This is a genomic window from Sedimentitalea todarodis, from assembly GCF_032595355.1.
Classification (GTDB): domain Bacteria; phylum Pseudomonadota; class Alphaproteobacteria; order Rhodobacterales; family Rhodobacteraceae; genus Sedimentitalea; species Sedimentitalea todarodis.
Map to the genome: position 1 here is coordinate 1 of NZ_JASMWN010000041.1, position 17,031 is coordinate 17,031.

Below are 17,031 nucleotides of genomic sequence, written 5' to 3' on the forward strand. Positions count from 1 at the left end.
GATGATCTTCAAAAGGTCACCCCGACGGCCACGGAACACGAACAGATGGCCAGAATAGGGGTCCTCAGCCAGCACCTGCTCCGTTTGTGCCGCCAGTGTGTTGAACCCGCGCCGCATATCCACACCATCACGGTCATTGAAGCCGTAACTCGATCCAACCTAAAGTTCGCCACACAACCTTACTCCGTAGTGCGAACTTCGCGAACCCATGCCACTATTGTCTCCCGTGCTTCTTCATCCATCTGTATTGCATTGGGCGGCGGCATGGCATGGCTTAATCCAGCTTGGAGGTAGATCTGGCCCGCGTTGCGTGCGACATCACCAGGGGTCTCCAGGAAGACGCCTTTTGGTGCCCACTGCATGTTGCCCCATACGGGCTCTCTCGCGTGACACATCGAGCAATTGCCCACCACCGTATCATAGGCATCTTCGAAGCCGGCAGCGGATACGAATTTCTGTTCATAAGGCGTCAATTCCCGTGCTTCAGCATCCTCCCAGGTTTCTCCGGTGCGCACGGTAGACAGCCACGCAATCACGATCATGAGGATTACGGTGACAAGCCACGTCCAATTGGGCCCTTTGCCCGTGGTGTGCATTGTGTTGAAGTAATGCCGGATCGTTACGCCGGTCAGGAAGATCAAGCTTGCGATGATCCATGCGTACTCAGTGCCAAAAGCCAGAGGATAGTGGTTGCTGAGCATCAGGAATACAACCGGCAGTGTCAGATAGTTGTTGTGGGTCGAGCGCAGTTTGGCGATTTTGCCATATTTGGCATCTGGAGTGCGGCCCGCTTTCAGGTCATCGACCACGATACGTTGGTTGGGCATGATCTGAAAGAAGACGTTGGCCGTCATAATGGTTGCTGTAAATGCCCCGAGGTGAAGCAAGGCGGCGCGACCCGTGAAGATCTGGTTGTACCCCCATGACATCAGAACCAGGATCACGAACAGCAGGAGCATCAACAGAGTCGAATGTTCGCCCAACTTGGACTTGCACATGAAATCGTAGGCCAGCCAGCCGATGGTCAGTGAGCCCCCGGAGATCAGAATGCCTTGCCACAGTGACAGGTCCGCTTTTGTGGGGTCGAGTAGGAACAGTTCTCCGCCTACCCAGTACATGATCATCAGCAACGCAGCACCGGACACCCAGGTGATATAGCTCTGCCATTTGTGCCAGATCAGATGCTCGGGCATGTTTTCGGGTGCAACCAGGTACTTTTGTATGTGATAGAAGCCACCGCCATGCACCTGCCATTCCTCACCATACGCGCCTACTGGCATGTTCGGAGCTTTCCGCAGGCCCAGGTCGAGCGCGATGAAATAGAATGACGCACCAATCCACGCCATTGCTGTGATAACATGCAGCCACCGGACCGAAAAAGCGATCCAATCCCAAACGATTGCCAAGTCGTACATCCCAACCTCCCTAGATTCGAGTTCCTGGTTACACTAGGCGAGATCAAATTCTTCTGGTATTGGTTCGGATTGCCAAGCTGTATCAAAAAAAGCAGAATAATGTCCTATCTCAAGAACATCCGCACCTTTGTCCGCGTCTATGAGCTTGGCAGCATGTCTGCTGCAGGCCGCGATCTTCGTATTTCTCCGGCTGTGACGTCGTCTCGGATCTCTCAACTTGAGGAACATCTCGGTGTTCGCCTGTTCCAGCGTACCACGCGAAATTTGAATGCCACCGAACAAGGAAGGGCGTTCTATCGCGGTGCATGCGAAGTGCTGGAATCCGTGGAAGCTGCGGAAGCGCAGGTCACGGACATTACCGATCACCCGCGGGGCGCGCTCTATGTCGCTGCGCCATTGGGAGTCGGCCGGAGGTTGATCGCTCCTCAAGTGCCGTCTTTCCTGGCAGAGTACCCTTCGGTCAGCGTACGGCTTAGGTTGACGGATCGCAAAGTTGATCTCACGACAGAAGGGCTGGACCTTGCATATTTTCTGGGTCAGCCGGAAGACAGCAATCTGCGGATCAAGAAAATTGCAGACGTGCAACGCGTTCTGTGCGCGGCTCCGGACTATATAGAGCGGCGTGGCCATCCCCGTACCGGAGAGGACATTGTTGAAGGCAAGCATGAATGCCTCAATCTTCGATTTCCCGGCGCGACAGAGTTTCATTGGCCCTTGATCACAAAATCGGGGCCAAAGCGATACAGTGCAGTGGGGCGTTATGAATGTGATGATGGCGACGTCCTTGTGGATTGGGCTTTGGCAGGGCATGGCATAGCCCTCAAACCCGTCTTCGAAGTCTCGCATCATCTAAAGGCGGGCGATTTGGTCGTTGTGGGAGAGGAAACGCCGCCCGAGCCAATTCAAATGGCATGCCTCTTCACTCACCGCCGCCATCAGGACCCGAAAACCCGCATATTCATGGAATTCGTCTCTGACCGTATTAGCGGTGTCATAAAGGAGACGAAGCTTCCCGATCAACTGCCGCGATAGGTCGAGTAGCTGAATGGCGATAGCAGCAGCGGCACATGATAATGCTTGTCTTCTGACATGCCGAACCGAAGGGGGATGACGTCCAGGAACCTTGGCTTTTCCGGAGGAGTTCCAGTGCGATCGAGATATTCGCCCGCAAAAAAGAGCAATTCATAAGTCCCGGTTTCGAACTCCTCGTCAGGCAAGATTTGTGAGTCCGTTCGTCCGTCGTCATTGGTAACAACGGATTTTAGCAGCGTGCGCTCACCACCGGCAATCCGATACAATTCTATTGCAAGACCTTCGGCCGGGCAGCCCTGGGCCGTATCGAGTACATGGGTGGTCAAATAGCCGGACATGAGAAGCTCCTCTGGTTTCGATCATTCTCTCAATTGACACAAAATTTCGCAAACCCTGACTTGGATAAGGCTCCTTCGTGTTTTTTTTGATAAAAGAAGGTATTGTTTTGAAATACAAGCGCACCAATCAGGAGGGCTGAAAATGACTAGATACCCACGCGACATGACTGGCTATGGTGCAAACCCACCCAAGGCAAACTGGCCCAATGGCGCCAAGATCGCCATCCAAATTGTCCTGAATTATGAAGAGGGTGGAGAAAACAACATCCTGCACGGTGATGCCGCGTCCGAGGCATTCCTATCAGAGATCACAGGTGCGCAGCCGTGGCCGGGGCAACGTCACTGGAACATGGAGTCGATCTACGAATACGGGTCGCGGGCTGGTTTCTGGCGAGTGCAGCGGCTGCTGAGTGGTCTTCCAGTAACAGTTTACGGAGTTGCAAGCGCACTTGCGCGGGCACCCGAACAAGTCGCCGCCATGAAGGCGTCTGGCTGGGAAATTGCAAGTCACGGGCTCAAATGGGTTGAGCACAAAGACATGCCCGAAGATGAGGAACGTGCACAGATTGCGGAAGCAATCCGTGTGCACACCGAAGCTGTCGGAGAGGCACCGCGAGGTTGGTACACCGGACGCTGCTCAAACAACACCGTTCGACTGGCAGCGGAAACCGGTCAGTTCGCCTATGTTGCCGACAGCTATGCCGATGATTTGCCATATTGGATGAAGTTTGGGGACAAGGATCAGTTGATCGTTCCCTACACAATGGACTGTAACGACATGCGGTTCGCAATTCAGGCGGGCTTTACCAACGGCGACCAATTCGAATGCTACCTGAAAGACAGCTTTGACCTGCTTTATGAAGAGGGGGACGCAGGCGCGCCAAAGATGCTGTCCATCGGCCTTCATTGCCGCCTGGCTGGTCGCCCAGGCCGTGCTGCCGCCTTGCGGCGCGCCATTGAGTATTTCAAATCACATGAGGGTGTCTGGTTTGCAACGCGTCTTGAGATTGCCGAACACTGGAGCAGGGAGAACCCGCCTGTGGTGTTGATGAGACCTTCTGAAATGGATCGCGAGACCTTTGTTTCCGAGTTCGGCGATGTTTTCGAACATAGTGCGTGGATCGCGGAAGGTGCATACGCAGGTGAACTTGGTCCGACACATGATACCGCTCAGGGCGTGCATCAGGCACTGGCGCGCGTGTTCCGTGGAGCTAGCGAAAAGCAGCGATTGGACGTTCTGACTGCCCACCCTGACCTGGCGGGAAAGCTTGCTTCAGCGGGCCGTCTGACTGCCGAAAGCACGGCCGAGCAGGCAGGTGCCGGCCTCGATATGCTCACTGATGAGGAACGTGCGAGTTTCACGGCATTCAACGATGCCTATACAGCCAAGTTCGGTTTTCCCTTCATCATTGCTGTGAAGGACAACACCAAGGCCAGCATCGTCGAGGCTTTCGAGCGACGCATCGACAATGACCGAGACAGGGAGTTCTCTGAAGCTTGCCGCCAGGTGGAACGGATCGCAGAGCTACGTCTATTGGAGAAGTTTTCAGCATGACCAGGCGTCTCAAGACCGAAACTCTGACCGCAGAAGCCCTGGCCCCATATGGGGATCTCATGGATGCATCTGGTGCACCCGACAAATTGATAAATCAGGGGAAATGCGGCCGTTACCATGACAAGGCACGTCTCGATTTCAGCGATGGACGCGCGGGGATCAGCATCTTCAAGGGTGAGAAGGAAACCTTGCCGCTCACCTTGCAGATGGTTGAGCGCCATCCGGACGGCAGCCAGGCCTTTGTCCCGATGTCCGCTGACCCATTTCTTGTCGTCGTTGCGCGTGACGAAAATGGCGTTCCGAAAGATCCAAAGGCGTTTTTGACGAAGCCTGGTCAAGCGATCAATTTCCACCGAGGGACATGGCATGGCGTCCTCGCACCCCTGTCAGAACCAGGACTGTTCGCAGTCGTCGACCGTATCGGCGACGGACCGAACCTTGAAGAGCACTGGTTCGACACAGCGTATATTGTCGAATGATGACAGAGAGCCGTTGGCGAAAAACCAACACAAGCATTGTCTGGGGACGGGAAGGCCACATGAAAGATGCATCCATGGGGATGCCGGAGCAACTCCGGAATTCGAATCATATGCCGGCGCTGCATCGCGCTATTCCCCTGGGGATCCAGCACGTATTGGCGATGTTCGTTTCGAACGTCACGCCTGCAATTATTATTGCCGGGGATGCTGGCTTTGGGTTCGGCTCTGACACCGGTGCGCAGGGCTTCCCTGACATGACGTATCTGATACAAATGTCGATGCTGTTCGCCGGGATCGCGACACTGTTTCAGACCATTGGTCTTGGCCCGATTGGTGCGTGATTGCCCATCGTACAAGGCACAAGTTTTTGCATTCATTCCGATGATGATTCCGCTGGTCGCGGGTATGTGCGCATTCCGGGGTGATCCGGCCACCTATTCCGATAGTATCCGGCCACCGGTACCGATTTAACCCGGCCACTCAAACCGGGGCATCCGGCCACCCCTGATCTGGGGGTTTGGCATCTGTTTTGAGGCAGTCTTTAACTGTCTACCTTGCCGTTCTTTTGGAACGGGAGGTGGCGCGATGCAGAGATTGTCGATGCGCAAGATACGGGAAGCCCTGCGGCTTCGGGCAGATGGATTTTCGGGACGTCAGGTGGCGCAGAGCCTGTCATTGGGGCCGGCGACGGTGTCGGAATACTTTCGGCGCGCGGATGTTGCCGGGCTGGGCTGGCCGTTGCCCGATAATCTGTCAGATGTTGATCTTGAGCAGCGGTTCTTTCCACATCAACCGGGTGCATCGGCACGGTCCATTCCACAGCCCGATTGGTCCTGTGTGCACGCTGAGCTGCGCCGCAAAGGCGTGACGCTGGCGTTGCTTTGGTAAGAGTTTCGCGGCGTTCATCCTGACCCCGCCATAGAAAGACAGCGCTTGCGCAAAGGCATCCAGCACCATCTCCTGGGCTTCGCCGGGATAGGCCAAGACAAAGGGCTTGCGGCTGTGGCACAGATGGAAATGGGCAACCTTCACCTTTTGCTCGATACCGCTCAGGACAACCCGTTCTTCGCTCCAGTCATACTGCAGCGCGTCAATTGCCGCAAAATGCAGCGGGATAAAAGCATCTCCAGAACCAGCACCCGCCCGCTTCAGGTCGCGGACAAATCGCTGAACCGGCGAATAGGACCCGGTGTAACCTTCCGACGCGAACTGCTCATAGAGCTTCTGGGCTGTCCGCCGTTCCCGCCATGAACGCTTCATATCCTGATCGAACAGGTCCTGAAGCCGTGTGTCGAAACCGTTGCACAACTTGTGCAGAACCGGTGGCACCTGGCGCTGGTAGCTTGGCGGGCTCTCATCCTTCAGATACTTCTTGATCGTGTTGCGCGATAACCCTGTCGACCGCGAAACAGACCGGATACTGCGCCCTTCAACCAACACCCATCGTCGGATCTTCGATACACTTTCCATCAATATCACCTGCTCTTTCCTCCGCACAATTTTGCGGGGATGTTAACTAAAACAGGTGGATCAATTTTGCTCGCTCATAACCCACCTAAGTGGGTCAATTTTGCATGCCGATTCACAGCCAGGGCGTCAGAAGAGGGTCGCTATGATGAGGAATGCATCAGCAATATCGATCAGTTGCCCCGTGTCCTCGCACTGCCCTGCCCATGTTGCGGTGGACAATCGATCATCATCGATGCATTCGCGCCCATCCAGAACCCCAGAGCACCGCCAAAACCACAAAGGGCCGCAGCAGTAAGCGCGCGCCAAACATGACCAAAGATACCATCAGCCGCAGCCGATGTCGCCTGCGAACCCATCGTCGTGCATTGAACAAGTTATCGACGCGGCAAAGCTCGATGGTACAGGGAAATCACCACGCATATCGTCCAAATGCTGGCAAGGCCGACACCGCGTCTAGCCTGACGGTTGCCGTTCAATAGGTTGGTCGGATAAGACACCAGGTAAACCCATCCTACAATTCCCCGTAGCCACCGACCCACCAAGACCAAACCCGCGATTTCCCGCCTGAGCGCTTCTCCGACGCCGGGCAATGCTCCGCGCCACACAAACGTCCCGCATGGCGTCCGAGAAACCTGCATCGGAACTGCCATTGACAGCGATGGAATTCAGCCTTCTGAAGACCTTTGCCGAAAGCAAGGGACGGGTCCTGAACCGTGACCAAATCCTTGAACAAGCGCATGACCGGCCCTGGGATCCATTTGACCGTAGCATCGATATCCGGATTTCGCGACTACGTCGCAAGATTGAACAGACACCTGAAAAGCCTTCGATCATCAAGACAATACGTGGACTAGGCCATTTGTACGACCCCGACTAGGTTCTGAATTGTCACGTCCCGGCAGTTAACAAAGCTGCTTCCTGAACACCTCCGGTTTGACATTGCACCAGTTGTAGCGGGAGCGTTGCATTTATTTTCGTACGCTGATTGGTCGTTCGGTGGTCGGCGGGTCACCCGTTGGTTTCGAACAGTTCTATTATGAACTTGATCTCGCCTGCGACGCCCGGTTGTTTGTTATGGATGTGGCCACGTATGATGGTTCGGATGGTCTCGATCCCGCTTTGGTGCACCAGTCTCCTCGATTGACCATCGTTTACGGCAGGTTGCGAGGATGATGCGGCCGGCTATGTTGCTTGCGACAATCAGTACCGTTCGCCAAAGACGTGAATGCGCCATGCTTTCATTTGGCTGAAAGAGTGGCGGAGGAATGCGACGGTCAGACGAACATCGCCTTGCTATGAGATACAATGTGTTCGACGAACAGGCGAACTTTTGGGTCCTGCAATCTTTTGTGCGGATACAAACATCCGAACATTGTCGGCAACGGTGGCGTATTTGGCAAGACCTCGACAAGACATCCATTTTTCAGATGATCAGCGACGTCAAAGCGCGGCTTGTTAATGATTCCGCGGCCCGCGAGCGCCCAGTCAGTCAACACATCTCCGTCATCAGCATCATATTTTCCGCTTACCTCAAGTTTGACCGGTCCCATGCCTGTTTGCAGCGTCCAGAAATATTCAGGCGAACGTGGGTATCTCAGCAGCAGACAATTGTGATTTGAATTGAGGAGGTCATCTGGCGCGACGGGTGTGCCCATTTCCGACAGGTACCCGGGCGCCGCGCACAGCGCCCGTTCGCAATCTGCAATCTTGCGCAGTTTCATGTTGGAATCGCTCAGTTGACCGACAAAAAAGGCCACGTCAATCCCGTCACTCAGGATGTCTACCTTGCGGTCCGACAGGCGCATTCGAACCTGGGTTTCGGGATAGGCATCCACGAATTCCGGGACCAGAGGCGCAACAATCCGACGTCCGACACCCAGAGGGGCGGTCACACGGATCGCGCCACGGGGATGATCTGAGAAATTCGCAACTTTCGCTTCAGCGGTTTCCAATGCGAGGAGGATGTTCTTTGCCTCATCATAGAATACGATACCCACTTCCGTCGGGGTGATAGACCGGGTTGTTCGGTTAAACAGCCGCACGCCAAGTCGCTTCTCAAGCTCCTTGATGCGCTTACTTGCAACTGCGGGTGTCAGTCGAAGGTCACGCCCACCTGACGTTATGTTCCCGAGTTCGAACACTCTGACAAAGACGCGTAAGCTCTCAATGTATGACATTCTCACTCTCGATTGTTGGTTGAAGCAATCATTGCGCCGTCTCGATCAATTATCAACGTTCTGTTGAAAGTATTTGCCGATAATGACTGTTTATTGTTGCAATTGCTTTTCCTACGATCGGTGTGAGCTCAACGCTCTTTGACCAGAAGGCACCGGGAGAACACCATGGCGCACCGAAGTGACATTCGATTCATGCTAAACGGCAACGACGTCTCGATCGACGAAGTGGCCGCGGACGAAACCCTTCTCGATTTCCTTCGTTTGAAACGTCGTCTGACCGGAACCAAGGAAGGCTGCGCGGAAGGGGATTGTGGGGCCTGCACGGTATTGATCGGTCGTCTTTCAGACGCCGGATTGGTCTATGAACCCGTAAATGCGTGTATCCGATTTCTTGCATCGGTGGATGGCTGTCATGTTGTCACTGTGGAATATCTGTCCGGACCGCAAGGCCCGCTGCACCCGGTTCAACAATCGATGGTTGAACACCACGGAAGCCAATGTGGTTTCTGCACTCCTGGCTTTGTGATGTCGCTGTATGGCCTGTGGATGGAGACCCCCGAGCCTACGGAGACGCAGGTAGAAAGTGCATTGCAAGGCAACCTGTGTCGCTGTACCGGATACGCGCCCATCATCAAGGCAGCAGTCGCCGTTAGCCGCTTTGGATCACCTGCCTCTGACATCCTGAATACTGAAAGGTCCGAGATCACAAATCGCCTTCGGGCGTTGCGAGACGGACAACGGGTCGTATCGGGTCCGAGAGACAACCTCAGCATCCTGCCAGTGGATGTTGATGATCTGGCAGAGTGCCTTTTGGCCTATCCCGATGCCACAATCGTCGCGGGCGCGACAGATGTCGGGCTGTGGGTAACCAAGTTCCTGCAAAAAATCGGCCCTGCAATTTTCACCGGCCATCTCAACGAACTAAAGCAAGTCGAAACACATGAAGGCGCCTTGTTGATTGGTGCGGGCGCAAGCTATTCAGATTGTCAGGATAGGCTGTCCCAGCTTTTCCCGCATCTTACGGCCTATTGGGATCGCATCGCGGGCTGGCAGGTTCGCAATATGGGCACCGTTGGCGGCAACATCGCAAATGGTTCGCCGATTGGCGACACGCCACCGGTGTTGATTGCTCTGGGGGCCGAAATCACCCTGCGACGCGGATCAGAGCGTCGCGCCCTGTCGCTCGAAGATTTCTTCATTGACTACGGAAAGCAGGACCGGGTCCCCGGTGAATTTGTCGAAACCATTCGGGTGCCTGTGCCAGCGGCGAATGACTGGAATGCGGCCTACAAGATTTCTAAACGACGGGACGAGGATATTTCTTCCGTGGCCGTGGGGATCAACATGACTGTGACGGAAAACACAATTACAGGATGTCGAATTGCGTTTGGTGGGATGGCGGCAACGCCCAAACGCGCAGCGGCCGCTGAAAAGGCGCTGCTTGGCAAACTTTGGAGCGCGGCGAACTTTGAAAACGCCGCTGCCGCGTTGCAGGAAGATTTCAAACCGTTGAGTGATTGGCGGGCCTCTTCGGACTACCGAATGCTGGGCGCACAAAACCTGCTGCGTCGCTTTTTCCTCGAAAAAGACGCCGCAACGACCAGCCCAATTCAGCTGACATCAGCTTGATACAGGAGACGACACCATGAAAGATAACGTTTCCATCACCGGTTCGGCCCATACCGACCGCATTCATGACAGCGCGATCAAACATGTGACCGGCCGCGCAGACTATACCGACGATATCGCCCAGCCCGATGGAACGTTGCACGCCTATCTCGGGGTTTCTGACGTGGCACACGCCAAACTGAATGGCATTGATCTGTCTGACGTTCTGGTCGCCCCCGGCGTGATCGGAGTGCTGACTGCGAAAGATGTGCCCGGCGTCAACGACATCAGTCCGACAGGATTGAATGACGAGCCGGTCTTTCCGACGGACAGAATTCAGTTTCATGGTCAGCCGCTTTTTGCGGTGGTGGCGGAAACGCGCGACGCCGCACGTCGTGCAGCCGAACTGGCCAAAGTTGACTTTGAGGCGCTGCCGCATTCACTTGATCCGATAGCAGCACAAGAGGCGGGATATCCGCACGTGACCGCTCCATTGAAACTGGAACGCGGTGAGGTTGATCCTGTGCTCGCGTCTGCATCACACCGTATCAAGGGCAGGATGCACGTGGGCGGACAAGACCACATGTATCTGGAGGGCCATATCGCCTTTGCGATCCCGGGTGAAGATGACGATCTTATCCTGCATTGCTCAACCCAGCACCCATCCGAGGCACAGCATATGGTTGCGCATGTAATGGGCGTGCCGTCCAACGCAGTTGTTGTCAACGTACGCCGAATGGGCGGCGGGTTCGGTGGCAAGGAAAGCCAGATGAACCTGTTCTGCGCCGTCGCTGCAATGGCCGCAAAAAAGTGGAACCGGGCGGTCAAGGTCCGCCCAGACCGCGATCAGGATATGACCGCGACCGGGAAACGCCATGACTTTGTGATCGACTATGATTTTGCCTTCGACGAGGCCGGGCGCATTCAAGCCGTGGATGGCAGTTTTGCCGCACGCTGTGGGTTTTCGGCTGACCTGTCAGGGCCGGTCACCGATCGCGCGCTGTTTCACGCAGACAATGCCTATTTCTACCCAAATGTTCGCCTGACCAGCCATCCGATGAAGACCAACACCGTCTCCAACACGGCGTTTCGGGGCTTTGGGGGCCCGCAGGGCGTGATCGTTGCCGAGCGCATGATGGAAGAGATCGCCTATGCAACGGGTCAAGACCCGCTCGATGTGAGGAAGGCCAATTTCTATGGTGGCGAAGGACGCGATCTGACGCCGTATCATCAGCAGGTCGAGGACAACATTCTCGATCGATTGGTAGGCGAGCTGGAAGAGACAGCCGGGTATCGCCAACGTCGCCGGAACATCATTGCCTTCAATGAAACCTCTCCCGTCCTGAAAAAGGGCATCGCATTGACGCCGGTAAAATTCGGGATTTCGTTCACAGCAACCTGGTACAATCAGGCAGGCGCTTTGGTGCATGTCTACAATGACGGCTCCATCCACCTGAACCACGGCGGCACCGAGATGGGCCAAGGTCTCAACACCAAGGTCGCTCAGGTTGTGGCCGAGGCGTTTCAGGTAGATTTCGAACGTATCAAGATCACCAAGACGACAACCGAGAAGGTGCCAAACACCTCAGCCACTGCGGCGTCCAGCGGAACAGACCTGAATGGCATGGCGGCGCTGGATGCGGTTGAGCAGATAAAGGCACGGCTTGTTACATTCGCTGCTGAGAAATGGGACGTGGCACCGGAGGCGGTAATTTTCCGCGCCAATCACGTCCATGTCGGTGAACAGAGGATCGCCTTCGATGCGTTGGTAAAAGCGGCATACCTGGCGCGGGTACAACTCTCGGCGGCAGGGTTTTACAAAACTCCGAAAATTCATTGGGACCGAAGCAAAGGTCAGGGCAGTCCATTCTATTATTTCGCGTATGGGGCGGCTTGCTCTGAGGTGACCATTGACACGCTGACCGGGGAATATCGCGTCGAGCAGACCGACATCCTGCACGATGTTGGCCGCTCGCTGAACCCCGCCTTGGACAAAGGCCAGGTTGAAGGTGCCTTCATCCAGGGCATGGGTTGGCTGACAACCGAAGAGCTGTGGTGGGATGAAGCAGGACGGCTACGGACCCATGCGCCATCGACCTACAAGATCCCGCTGGCTTCTGACCGGCCGCGCGTTTTCAACGTTGATCTTGCTGACTGGTCCGAGAACCGCGAACTGACCATCAAACGTTCCAAGGCTGTCGGCGAGCCCCCATTCATGCTGGGTATCTCGGTGTTTGAAGCGCTGTCCATGGCAGTGGCATCGGTTGCCGGCTACCGGAAATGCCCGCGTCTCGACGCACCTGCAACGCCAGAAAGAGTGCTTATGGCGGTCGCCCGAATGAAGACCGAGGCATAGATCATGGCCAACAATTCCATCAGGCTTGCGGAGTTTCTTCGGACACATGCTTCGGTTATCCGGATAGAGTTGATCCGAGTGCGAGGCTCCTCCCCCCGAAATGTAGGGACCGAGATGTTCGTTTCCGCAGATGCTCTCTTTGGTACGATTGGGGGTGGGCAACTCGAATACCTGGTCATTGAACATGCGCGCGAAATGCTACGCGATGGCGCTTTGAACCGAGCCATGAACGTGCCACTTGGACCAGAGATTGGACAATGCTGCGGGGGGCGCGTTGAACTTTCTCTTGCGCGCATGCGGGACTCAGACAGATCGGCGGCAATTCAGCGCGCGAATGATCATGATAAAGCCCGACCCCACGTTTACGTCATGGGTGGGGGCCATGTCGGCCGTGCCCTTGCGAATCAACTTCAGCATTTGCCAGTACAGTGTGTTCTTGTTGATACGAGACCAGATGAAATTGCGCTGTGCAATGCAGATGTCGAAACCCGGATCAGTGCCATCCCTGAAATCGAAATCATGAACGCACCTTCGGGCAGCGCATTTATCGTTCTCACGCATGATCATGGGCTGGATTTCTTGCTCACGTCAGCTGCGCTTGAACGGGGGGACGCGACTTACGTCGGGATGATCGGCTCAGCCACGAAGCGCGTCAAATTCAGGAATTGGGCACGTGACCACAATGATCAACAATCCATCGAACACCTGAATTGCCCGATTGGGGCAAGCGGCAGCCGCGATAAGCGGCCCAGCATCATCGCCTCCTTCGTGGTGGCCGAACTGATGGCTGAATTGACCTCTGAGACTGTCGCACCTGCCCGTCATCGGGCACACGAAACGCCCATATCGGGCCACCGGCACAACCGGAAAGGGATTTCGGCCTGAACAGATTCAGGTTGAGGACCGATCACAGCAGAGGAGGAAACCGTCATGGACGGTGGGATCTATAAGTACAAGCTGTTTACCCGCAGCGACTTCAGCGCTTTTTGGGCGCTTTTCACAGACAACCTTGTCAACTTGCTGATCCTGACCGGGGTCTGCCAATTCGTCTTTCAGATGCCCACAGAGATCGTGTTCGGGCGTATTGTTCCAGGAGCGGCTATTGCCATTCTGGCTGGTGTTGGGGTCTATACCTATCTGGCGAAATGGGCAGCGAACAAGCAGAACAAGGACGTGACCGCCCTGCCCTACGGTATTTCCACCCCGGTGATGTTCGTTTATCTCTTTGGGGTGATCGGCCCGATTTACTGGGCGACGCAAGATCCGCTTCTGGCGTGGCAGGTTGGTATCGGCGCAGGCTTTTTGGGCGGCATCATTGCTGCGCTCGGTGCCATTGTTGGTCCCTACCTCAAACGCATTACACCTCGCGCCGGAATGTTGGGCACGCTTTGTGGGATCGCGTTGGTTTTTATCGGATCCGTCCCTCTGGCTGAGATCTTCGAGCACCCAATTATTGGCTTCACATCGCTTCTGTTCATCCTTTGGGGACTGATTGGACGTTTCCGGTTGCCCGGCGGTATTCCGGCAGGACTGTTGGCCATCGGGGCGGGTACAATCATCGCCATTTTTCTCGGCGAGTCCAAGTTTGATGTTACCGGAATTGGCTTCTATCCACCGGTTCCCTACTTTGGTGACCTGATCGCCGGAGTGCAGTATCTCTTTGCCAATCCCGAGCTGTTCCTCGTTCTGATACCGGTTCAGATCTACAACTTTATCGAGACCATGAATAACGTCGAATCCGCAGAGGCAGCGGGAGACCGGTATCCTGTTGCCCTGTGTCAGGTGACAGATGGTGCTGGCACTATGATTGGCGCGCTCTTTGGCTCGCCTTTCCCCACAACAGTCTACATCGGTCATCCGGCTTACAAACGCTTGGACGCGCATGCGGGATACATCGTTGGTGTCGCTGTCGTGATCTCCGCCGCTGCATTCTTCGGTTTCCTGTCCTTTCTTTCAGGGCTCATTCCGATTGCCGCTGCAGCTCCGGTTCTGGTTTTCGTGTCAGTCAGCCTGATTACGAATACCGCCTGGGCCGTGAAGCCGATGCATATGGCAGCCGTGTCGTTCGCAATACTGCCGCATGTTTCTGCGTTTCTCATGGTCAAATGGGGCTCGCTGATGAATGCGCTGCGAAGCGCGGGCGTCGAAGGACTTCCCGCACTTGGCGATGAAGGTTTGACCGCCGCGCTTTTGATGGAGGGAGCCCACTACGAAGGCCATCTTGCTCTCAGTCAAGGCGCGATCATTACCGGGTTGATCTGGGGCGCTATTGTCGCCGATGTGATTGACGGTCGGTTCCGCATGGCCAGCGGGTTCGCTGTCGCAGCAGCCGTAATGTCATCAGTCGGGATCATTCACTCTTTCACGCTGCAAATGCCACAGTTTGACGGGATTACCATTGGCTACCTCATCATCGGCGGTTTCCTGTATCTTTACCCAATGGTCGCGCCGAAAGAGGACCTGAAACATAGGGTCATCGTTCCGGATGAACCTGATTTCATTGACGACGACTCGCCCGCACAACAGGCCTGACCTGACCTGACGAGAGGCGCCTCACGGTTGCCTCTCGCTCCACCACATTCCAAAACACGAGCTGAAACCATGACCGACAGATTGTTGCGCGGCCGCCTTTTGACGTTCAATCGCGAACCGCAGGGTGGCGACGACATAGACGCCTACACCTACATTGAGGATGGTGGCCTGTTACTTCGCAACGGGCTTATCGAAAATCAGGGGCCCTTTGCTGACCTTGTGTCTGAAGCGCCCAATGTGCCGCTCGTCGACCACCGACCCCATCTGATGCTGGCGGGGTTCATCGACCCACACATACATTTTCCACAAGCGCAGGTGATTGCATCCTGGGGTTCACAGTTGCTTGATTGGTTGAACAATTACACCTTCCCCGAAGAAACTCGTTTTGCAGATCCCGACCACTGCGCAAGAATGGCTTCAAGATTCCTCGACCAGTTGATCACGCACGGCACAACGACAGCCGTGGCATTTTGTTCGGTACACAAAGCTTCGGTCGATGCCTTTTTCTCTGAATCCACAAAGAGAGGCCTGCGAATGCTTGGCGGCAAGGTCCTGATGGATCGCAACGCGCCAGATGGCCTGTGCGATAAACCTCAGTCAGGATACGACGACTCAAAGGCGCTGATTGCACAGTGGCAGGGGCTCGCTCGAAATGGCTATGTGATCACCCCACGTTTTGCGATCACATCCACGCCTTTACAGATGGAGATGGCACAGGCGCTGGCAGCAGAGCACCCCGAATGCCATGTCCAGACTCATCTGTCTGAGAACAAGGAAGAGATTGCCTATACAGAGAAGCTTTACCCAAATGCGCGTGACTATCTGGACGTATATCAATCCTATGGTCTGCTTGGAGAAAAGACCCTGCTTGGGCATTCGGTTCACCTCAAGTCGCGCGAGATCAGCGCGCTGGCTGAAACGGGTGCGCATCCGGTCTTTTGCCCGACCTCAAATCTGTTCCTGGGAAGTGGACTGTTTGACAATGCGGGGCTGCGCGCGAAAGGCATCTCGACTGGTATCGCGACAGACGTTGGCGCTGGCACAAGCTATTCGATGCTCCAGACGCTAAACGAAGGCTACAAGGTCCTCCAATTGCAGGGTCAGTCCCTGCACCCATTGCAGGCGTTCCATTGGGCCACACGCGGGAATGCGAGTGTTCTTGGGCTGGAAGACAGGATTGGGACGCTTGATCAGGGTACCGAGGCCGATATCGTTATTCTCAACTCTCGCAGTACTGATGCAATGGCCTTACGCATGGAACGCTGCAACAGCCTTTCTGAAGAGTTGTTCATCTTGCAGATGATGGGAGATGATCGCGCGATAGAAGAAGTCTATGTGAGTGGCGAGCCGAGCAAGAAGCCGGCCTCACCTAGGGCGGATATCACTCAGTTTCTGGCACATTGCTGACATCGCGATGGCGTTATTTCTGAACTTTCATACGGGCCGCCACAGGCCAGATTTTCATGCTGATGCGCTAATTTCGCCGGCGCTACAGGTGCATCCAAGGCCCCATATAGAGAGTTTCCCGAATGCTCCGCGCAGTGGGTCTGATCGCCCGGAGACCGACCCTAGTGCACAGGGCGTTTGGTTTGTCGTCGATGGCAATGCAACGCTCACGCTCGACGGCAATGATCATTCGCTTGCACCCGGTGGCCATGCTTACCTACCGCCCAAGACCATTTGGACTCTTCGAGACACGCAAGACCAGATGCTGCGGTTCCATTGGATCCGCAAGTCTTATGAGGCCGTTGAGGGGCTTGATTTCCCTGACATCATCATCGCCAACGAGAATGAGATCGCTCCTACGGTTATGCCGAAAACAGACGGGAACGGGCCACGACGCGGTTCGTCGACCCAAACGACCTGCGCCATGATATGCATGTGACAGTCGTCACAATTGAACCCGGCGCGGTAGTTCCTTTTCTCGAGACACACGTCATGGAACATGGGTATGCGGTGTCTGAAGCCCACCTTCCTGAGTTCGGTGTGATTTGAGGTTCAAGGCCTGTTGGATGACAGGAGGTGAGTTTCTCAATGGAGACTACGAGAGAGTTTCTCAAAGGTCTGGG

Annotated in this window: 14 protein-coding genes and 3 pseudogenes; 11 read left to right on the forward strand and 6 right to left on the reverse strand. The window is 55.3% G+C overall.

Annotated elements, in window-relative coordinates:
• A partial coding sequence (gene tnpB / locus QO231_RS24650) for an IS66 family insertion sequence element accessory protein TnpB (protein WP_316782572.1) occupies positions 1 to 117 on the reverse strand: 117 nt, incomplete at its 3' end.
• A gap of 62 nt (positions 118 to 179) precedes the next feature.
• A complete protein-coding gene (locus QO231_RS24655; RefSeq protein WP_316782538.1) occupies positions 180 to 1,415 on the reverse strand; it encodes a urate hydroxylase PuuD in 1,236 nt (411 codons plus the stop codon).
• Between the two features lie 99 nt (positions 1,416 to 1,514).
• Between QO231_RS24655 and QO231_RS24660 the strand changes: the two genes are divergently transcribed.
• Complete coding sequence (locus tag QO231_RS24660; protein WP_316782576.1) at positions 1,515 to 2,447, forward strand: LysR family transcriptional regulator; 933 nt, start codon at positions 1,515 to 1,517, stop codon at positions 2,445 to 2,447.
• On the opposite strand, the gene uraH is transcribed toward QO231_RS24660, so the two are convergent.
• Entirely contained in the window at positions 2,432 to 2,785 is a 354-nt protein-coding gene (gene uraH / locus QO231_RS24665; RefSeq protein ID WP_316782540.1) for a hydroxyisourate hydrolase, read from the reverse strand. The two genes, QO231_RS24660 and uraH, sit on opposite strands and share 16 nt — an antisense overlap.
• A 142-nt stretch (positions 2,786 to 2,927) precedes the next feature.
• Here uraH and puuE point away from each other — a divergent pair, with 142 nt between their 5' ends.
• The 3 genes and pseudogenes from puuE to QO231_RS24680 all read left to right on the forward strand — a co-directional run.
• Positions 2,928 to 4,340 (forward strand): allantoinase PuuE, encoded by a 1,413-nt coding sequence (gene puuE / locus QO231_RS24670; protein WP_316782542.1) that lies wholly within the window; start codon positions 2,928 to 2,930, stop codon positions 4,338 to 4,340.
• Positions 4,337 to 4,819 (forward strand): ureidoglycolate lyase, encoded by a 483-nt coding sequence (locus QO231_RS24675; RefSeq protein ID WP_316782545.1) that lies wholly within the window; start codon positions 4,337 to 4,339, stop codon positions 4,817 to 4,819. Before puuE ends, QO231_RS24675 begins: the two co-directional genes overlap by 4 nt.
• A gap of 59 nt (positions 4,820 to 4,878) precedes the next feature.
• A pseudogene (locus tag QO231_RS24680) lies at positions 4,879 to 5,224 on the forward strand (solute carrier family 23 protein); the annotation flags it as partial.
• A 348-nt stretch (positions 5,225 to 5,572) separates the two neighbouring features.
• Here the strand turns inward: QO231_RS24680 and QO231_RS24685 are convergent.
• Positions 5,573 to 6,289: a helix-turn-helix domain-containing protein gene (locus tag QO231_RS24685; protein ID WP_316782549.1), complete on the reverse strand. Its 717-nt coding sequence runs from the start codon at positions 6,287 to 6,289 to the stop codon at positions 5,573 to 5,575.
• A gap of 589 nt (positions 6,290 to 6,878) precedes the next feature.
• On the opposite strand from QO231_RS24685, the gene QO231_RS24690 reads away from it, so the two are divergent.
• The gene (locus QO231_RS24690) at positions 6,879 to 7,166 is read left to right on the forward strand and encodes a winged helix-turn-helix domain-containing protein (RefSeq protein ID WP_316782552.1); all 288 of its coding nucleotides are present in this window, start codon (positions 6,879 to 6,881) and stop codon (positions 7,164 to 7,166) included.
• Positions 7,167 to 7,297: 131 nt separating this feature from the next.
• Here the strand turns inward: QO231_RS24690 and QO231_RS26310 are convergent.
• Together QO231_RS26310 and QO231_RS24695 are read right to left on the reverse strand one after the other, a co-directional pair.
• A pseudogene (locus QO231_RS26310) lies at positions 7,298 to 7,415 on the reverse strand (IS6 family transposase); the annotation flags it as partial.
• Between the two features lie 148 nt (positions 7,416 to 7,563).
• On the reverse strand, positions 7,564 to 8,466 hold the full coding sequence (locus QO231_RS24695) for a LysR family transcriptional regulator (protein WP_316782555.1): 903 nt from the start codon (positions 8,464 to 8,466) through the stop codon (positions 7,564 to 7,566).
• Positions 8,467 to 8,631: 165 nt separating this feature from the next.
• Between QO231_RS24695 and xdhA the strand changes: the two genes are divergently transcribed.
• From xdhA to QO231_RS24725, 6 genes and pseudogenes are all read left to right on the forward strand, one after another.
• On the forward strand, positions 8,632 to 10,095 hold the full coding sequence (xdhA, locus tag QO231_RS24700; RefSeq protein WP_316782559.1) for a xanthine dehydrogenase small subunit: 1,464 nt from the start codon (positions 8,632 to 8,634) through the stop codon (positions 10,093 to 10,095).
• Between the two features lie 16 nt (positions 10,096 to 10,111).
• Entirely contained in the window at positions 10,112 to 12,430 is a 2,319-nt protein-coding gene (gene xdhB, locus QO231_RS24705) for a xanthine dehydrogenase molybdopterin binding subunit (RefSeq protein ID WP_316782562.1), read from the forward strand.
• A 3-nt stretch (positions 12,431 to 12,433) separates the two neighbouring features.
• The gene (xdhC, locus tag QO231_RS24710; protein WP_316782563.1) at positions 12,434 to 13,315 is read left to right on the forward strand and encodes a xanthine dehydrogenase accessory protein XdhC; all 882 of its coding nucleotides are present in this window, start codon (positions 12,434 to 12,436) and stop codon (positions 13,313 to 13,315) included.
• A gap of 45 nt (positions 13,316 to 13,360) precedes the next feature.
• Complete coding sequence (locus QO231_RS24715) at positions 13,361 to 14,962, forward strand: xanthine/uracil/vitamin C permease (protein ID WP_316782566.1); 1,602 nt, start codon at positions 13,361 to 13,363, stop codon at positions 14,960 to 14,962.
• Between the two features lie 69 nt (positions 14,963 to 15,031).
• Positions 15,032 to 16,369, forward strand: coding sequence for a guanine deaminase (gene guaD, locus QO231_RS24720; RefSeq protein ID WP_316782569.1), 1,338 nt, complete (start codon positions 15,032 to 15,034; stop codon positions 16,367 to 16,369).
• 127 nt (positions 16,370 to 16,496) lie between these two features.
• Positions 16,497 to 16,927: pseudogene (locus QO231_RS24725) on the forward strand ((S)-ureidoglycine aminohydrolase); the annotation flags it as partial.
• Between the last annotated feature and the right edge of the window lie 104 nt (positions 16,928 to 17,031).

Bases quoted from the DNA above. Each gene is read 5' to 3' on its own strand.
- xdhC (WP_316782563.1), top strand. From the start codon at position 12,434: ATGGCCAACAATTCCATCAGGCTTGCGGAGTTTCTTCGGACACATGCT.
- QO231_RS24695 (WP_316782555.1), bottom strand. From the start codon at position 8,466: ATGTCATACATTGAGAGCTTACGCGTCTTTGTCAGAGTGTTCGAACTC.
- QO231_RS24715 (WP_316782566.1), top strand. From the start codon at position 13,361: ATGGACGGTGGGATCTATAAGTACAAGCTGTTTACCCGCAGCGACTTC.
- QO231_RS24660 (WP_316782576.1), top strand. From the start codon at position 1,515: ATGTCCTATCTCAAGAACATCCGCACCTTTGTCCGCGTCTATGAGCTT.
- uraH (WP_316782540.1), bottom strand. From the start codon at position 2,785: ATGTCCGGCTATTTGACCACCCATGTACTCGATACGGCCCAGGGCTGC.
- xdhB (WP_316782562.1), top strand. From the start codon at position 10,112: ATGAAAGATAACGTTTCCATCACCGGTTCGGCCCATACCGACCGCATT.
- xdhA (WP_316782559.1), top strand. From the start codon at position 8,632: ATGGCGCACCGAAGTGACATTCGATTCATGCTAAACGGCAACGACGTC.
- QO231_RS24655 (WP_316782538.1), bottom strand. From the start codon at position 1,415: ATGTACGACTTGGCAATCGTTTGGGATTGGATCGCTTTTTCGGTCCGG.
- QO231_RS24675 (WP_316782545.1), top strand. From the start codon at position 4,337: ATGACCAGGCGTCTCAAGACCGAAACTCTGACCGCAGAAGCCCTGGCC.
- QO231_RS24685 (WP_316782549.1), bottom strand. From the start codon at position 6,289: ATGGAAAGTGTATCGAAGATCCGACGATGGGTGTTGGTTGAAGGGCGC.
- QO231_RS24690 (WP_316782552.1), top strand. From the start codon at position 6,879: ATGCTCCGCGCCACACAAACGTCCCGCATGGCGTCCGAGAAACCTGCA.
- puuE (WP_316782542.1), top strand. From the start codon at position 2,928: ATGACTAGATACCCACGCGACATGACTGGCTATGGTGCAAACCCACCC.
- guaD (WP_316782569.1), top strand. From the start codon at position 15,032: ATGACCGACAGATTGTTGCGCGGCCGCCTTTTGACGTTCAATCGCGAA.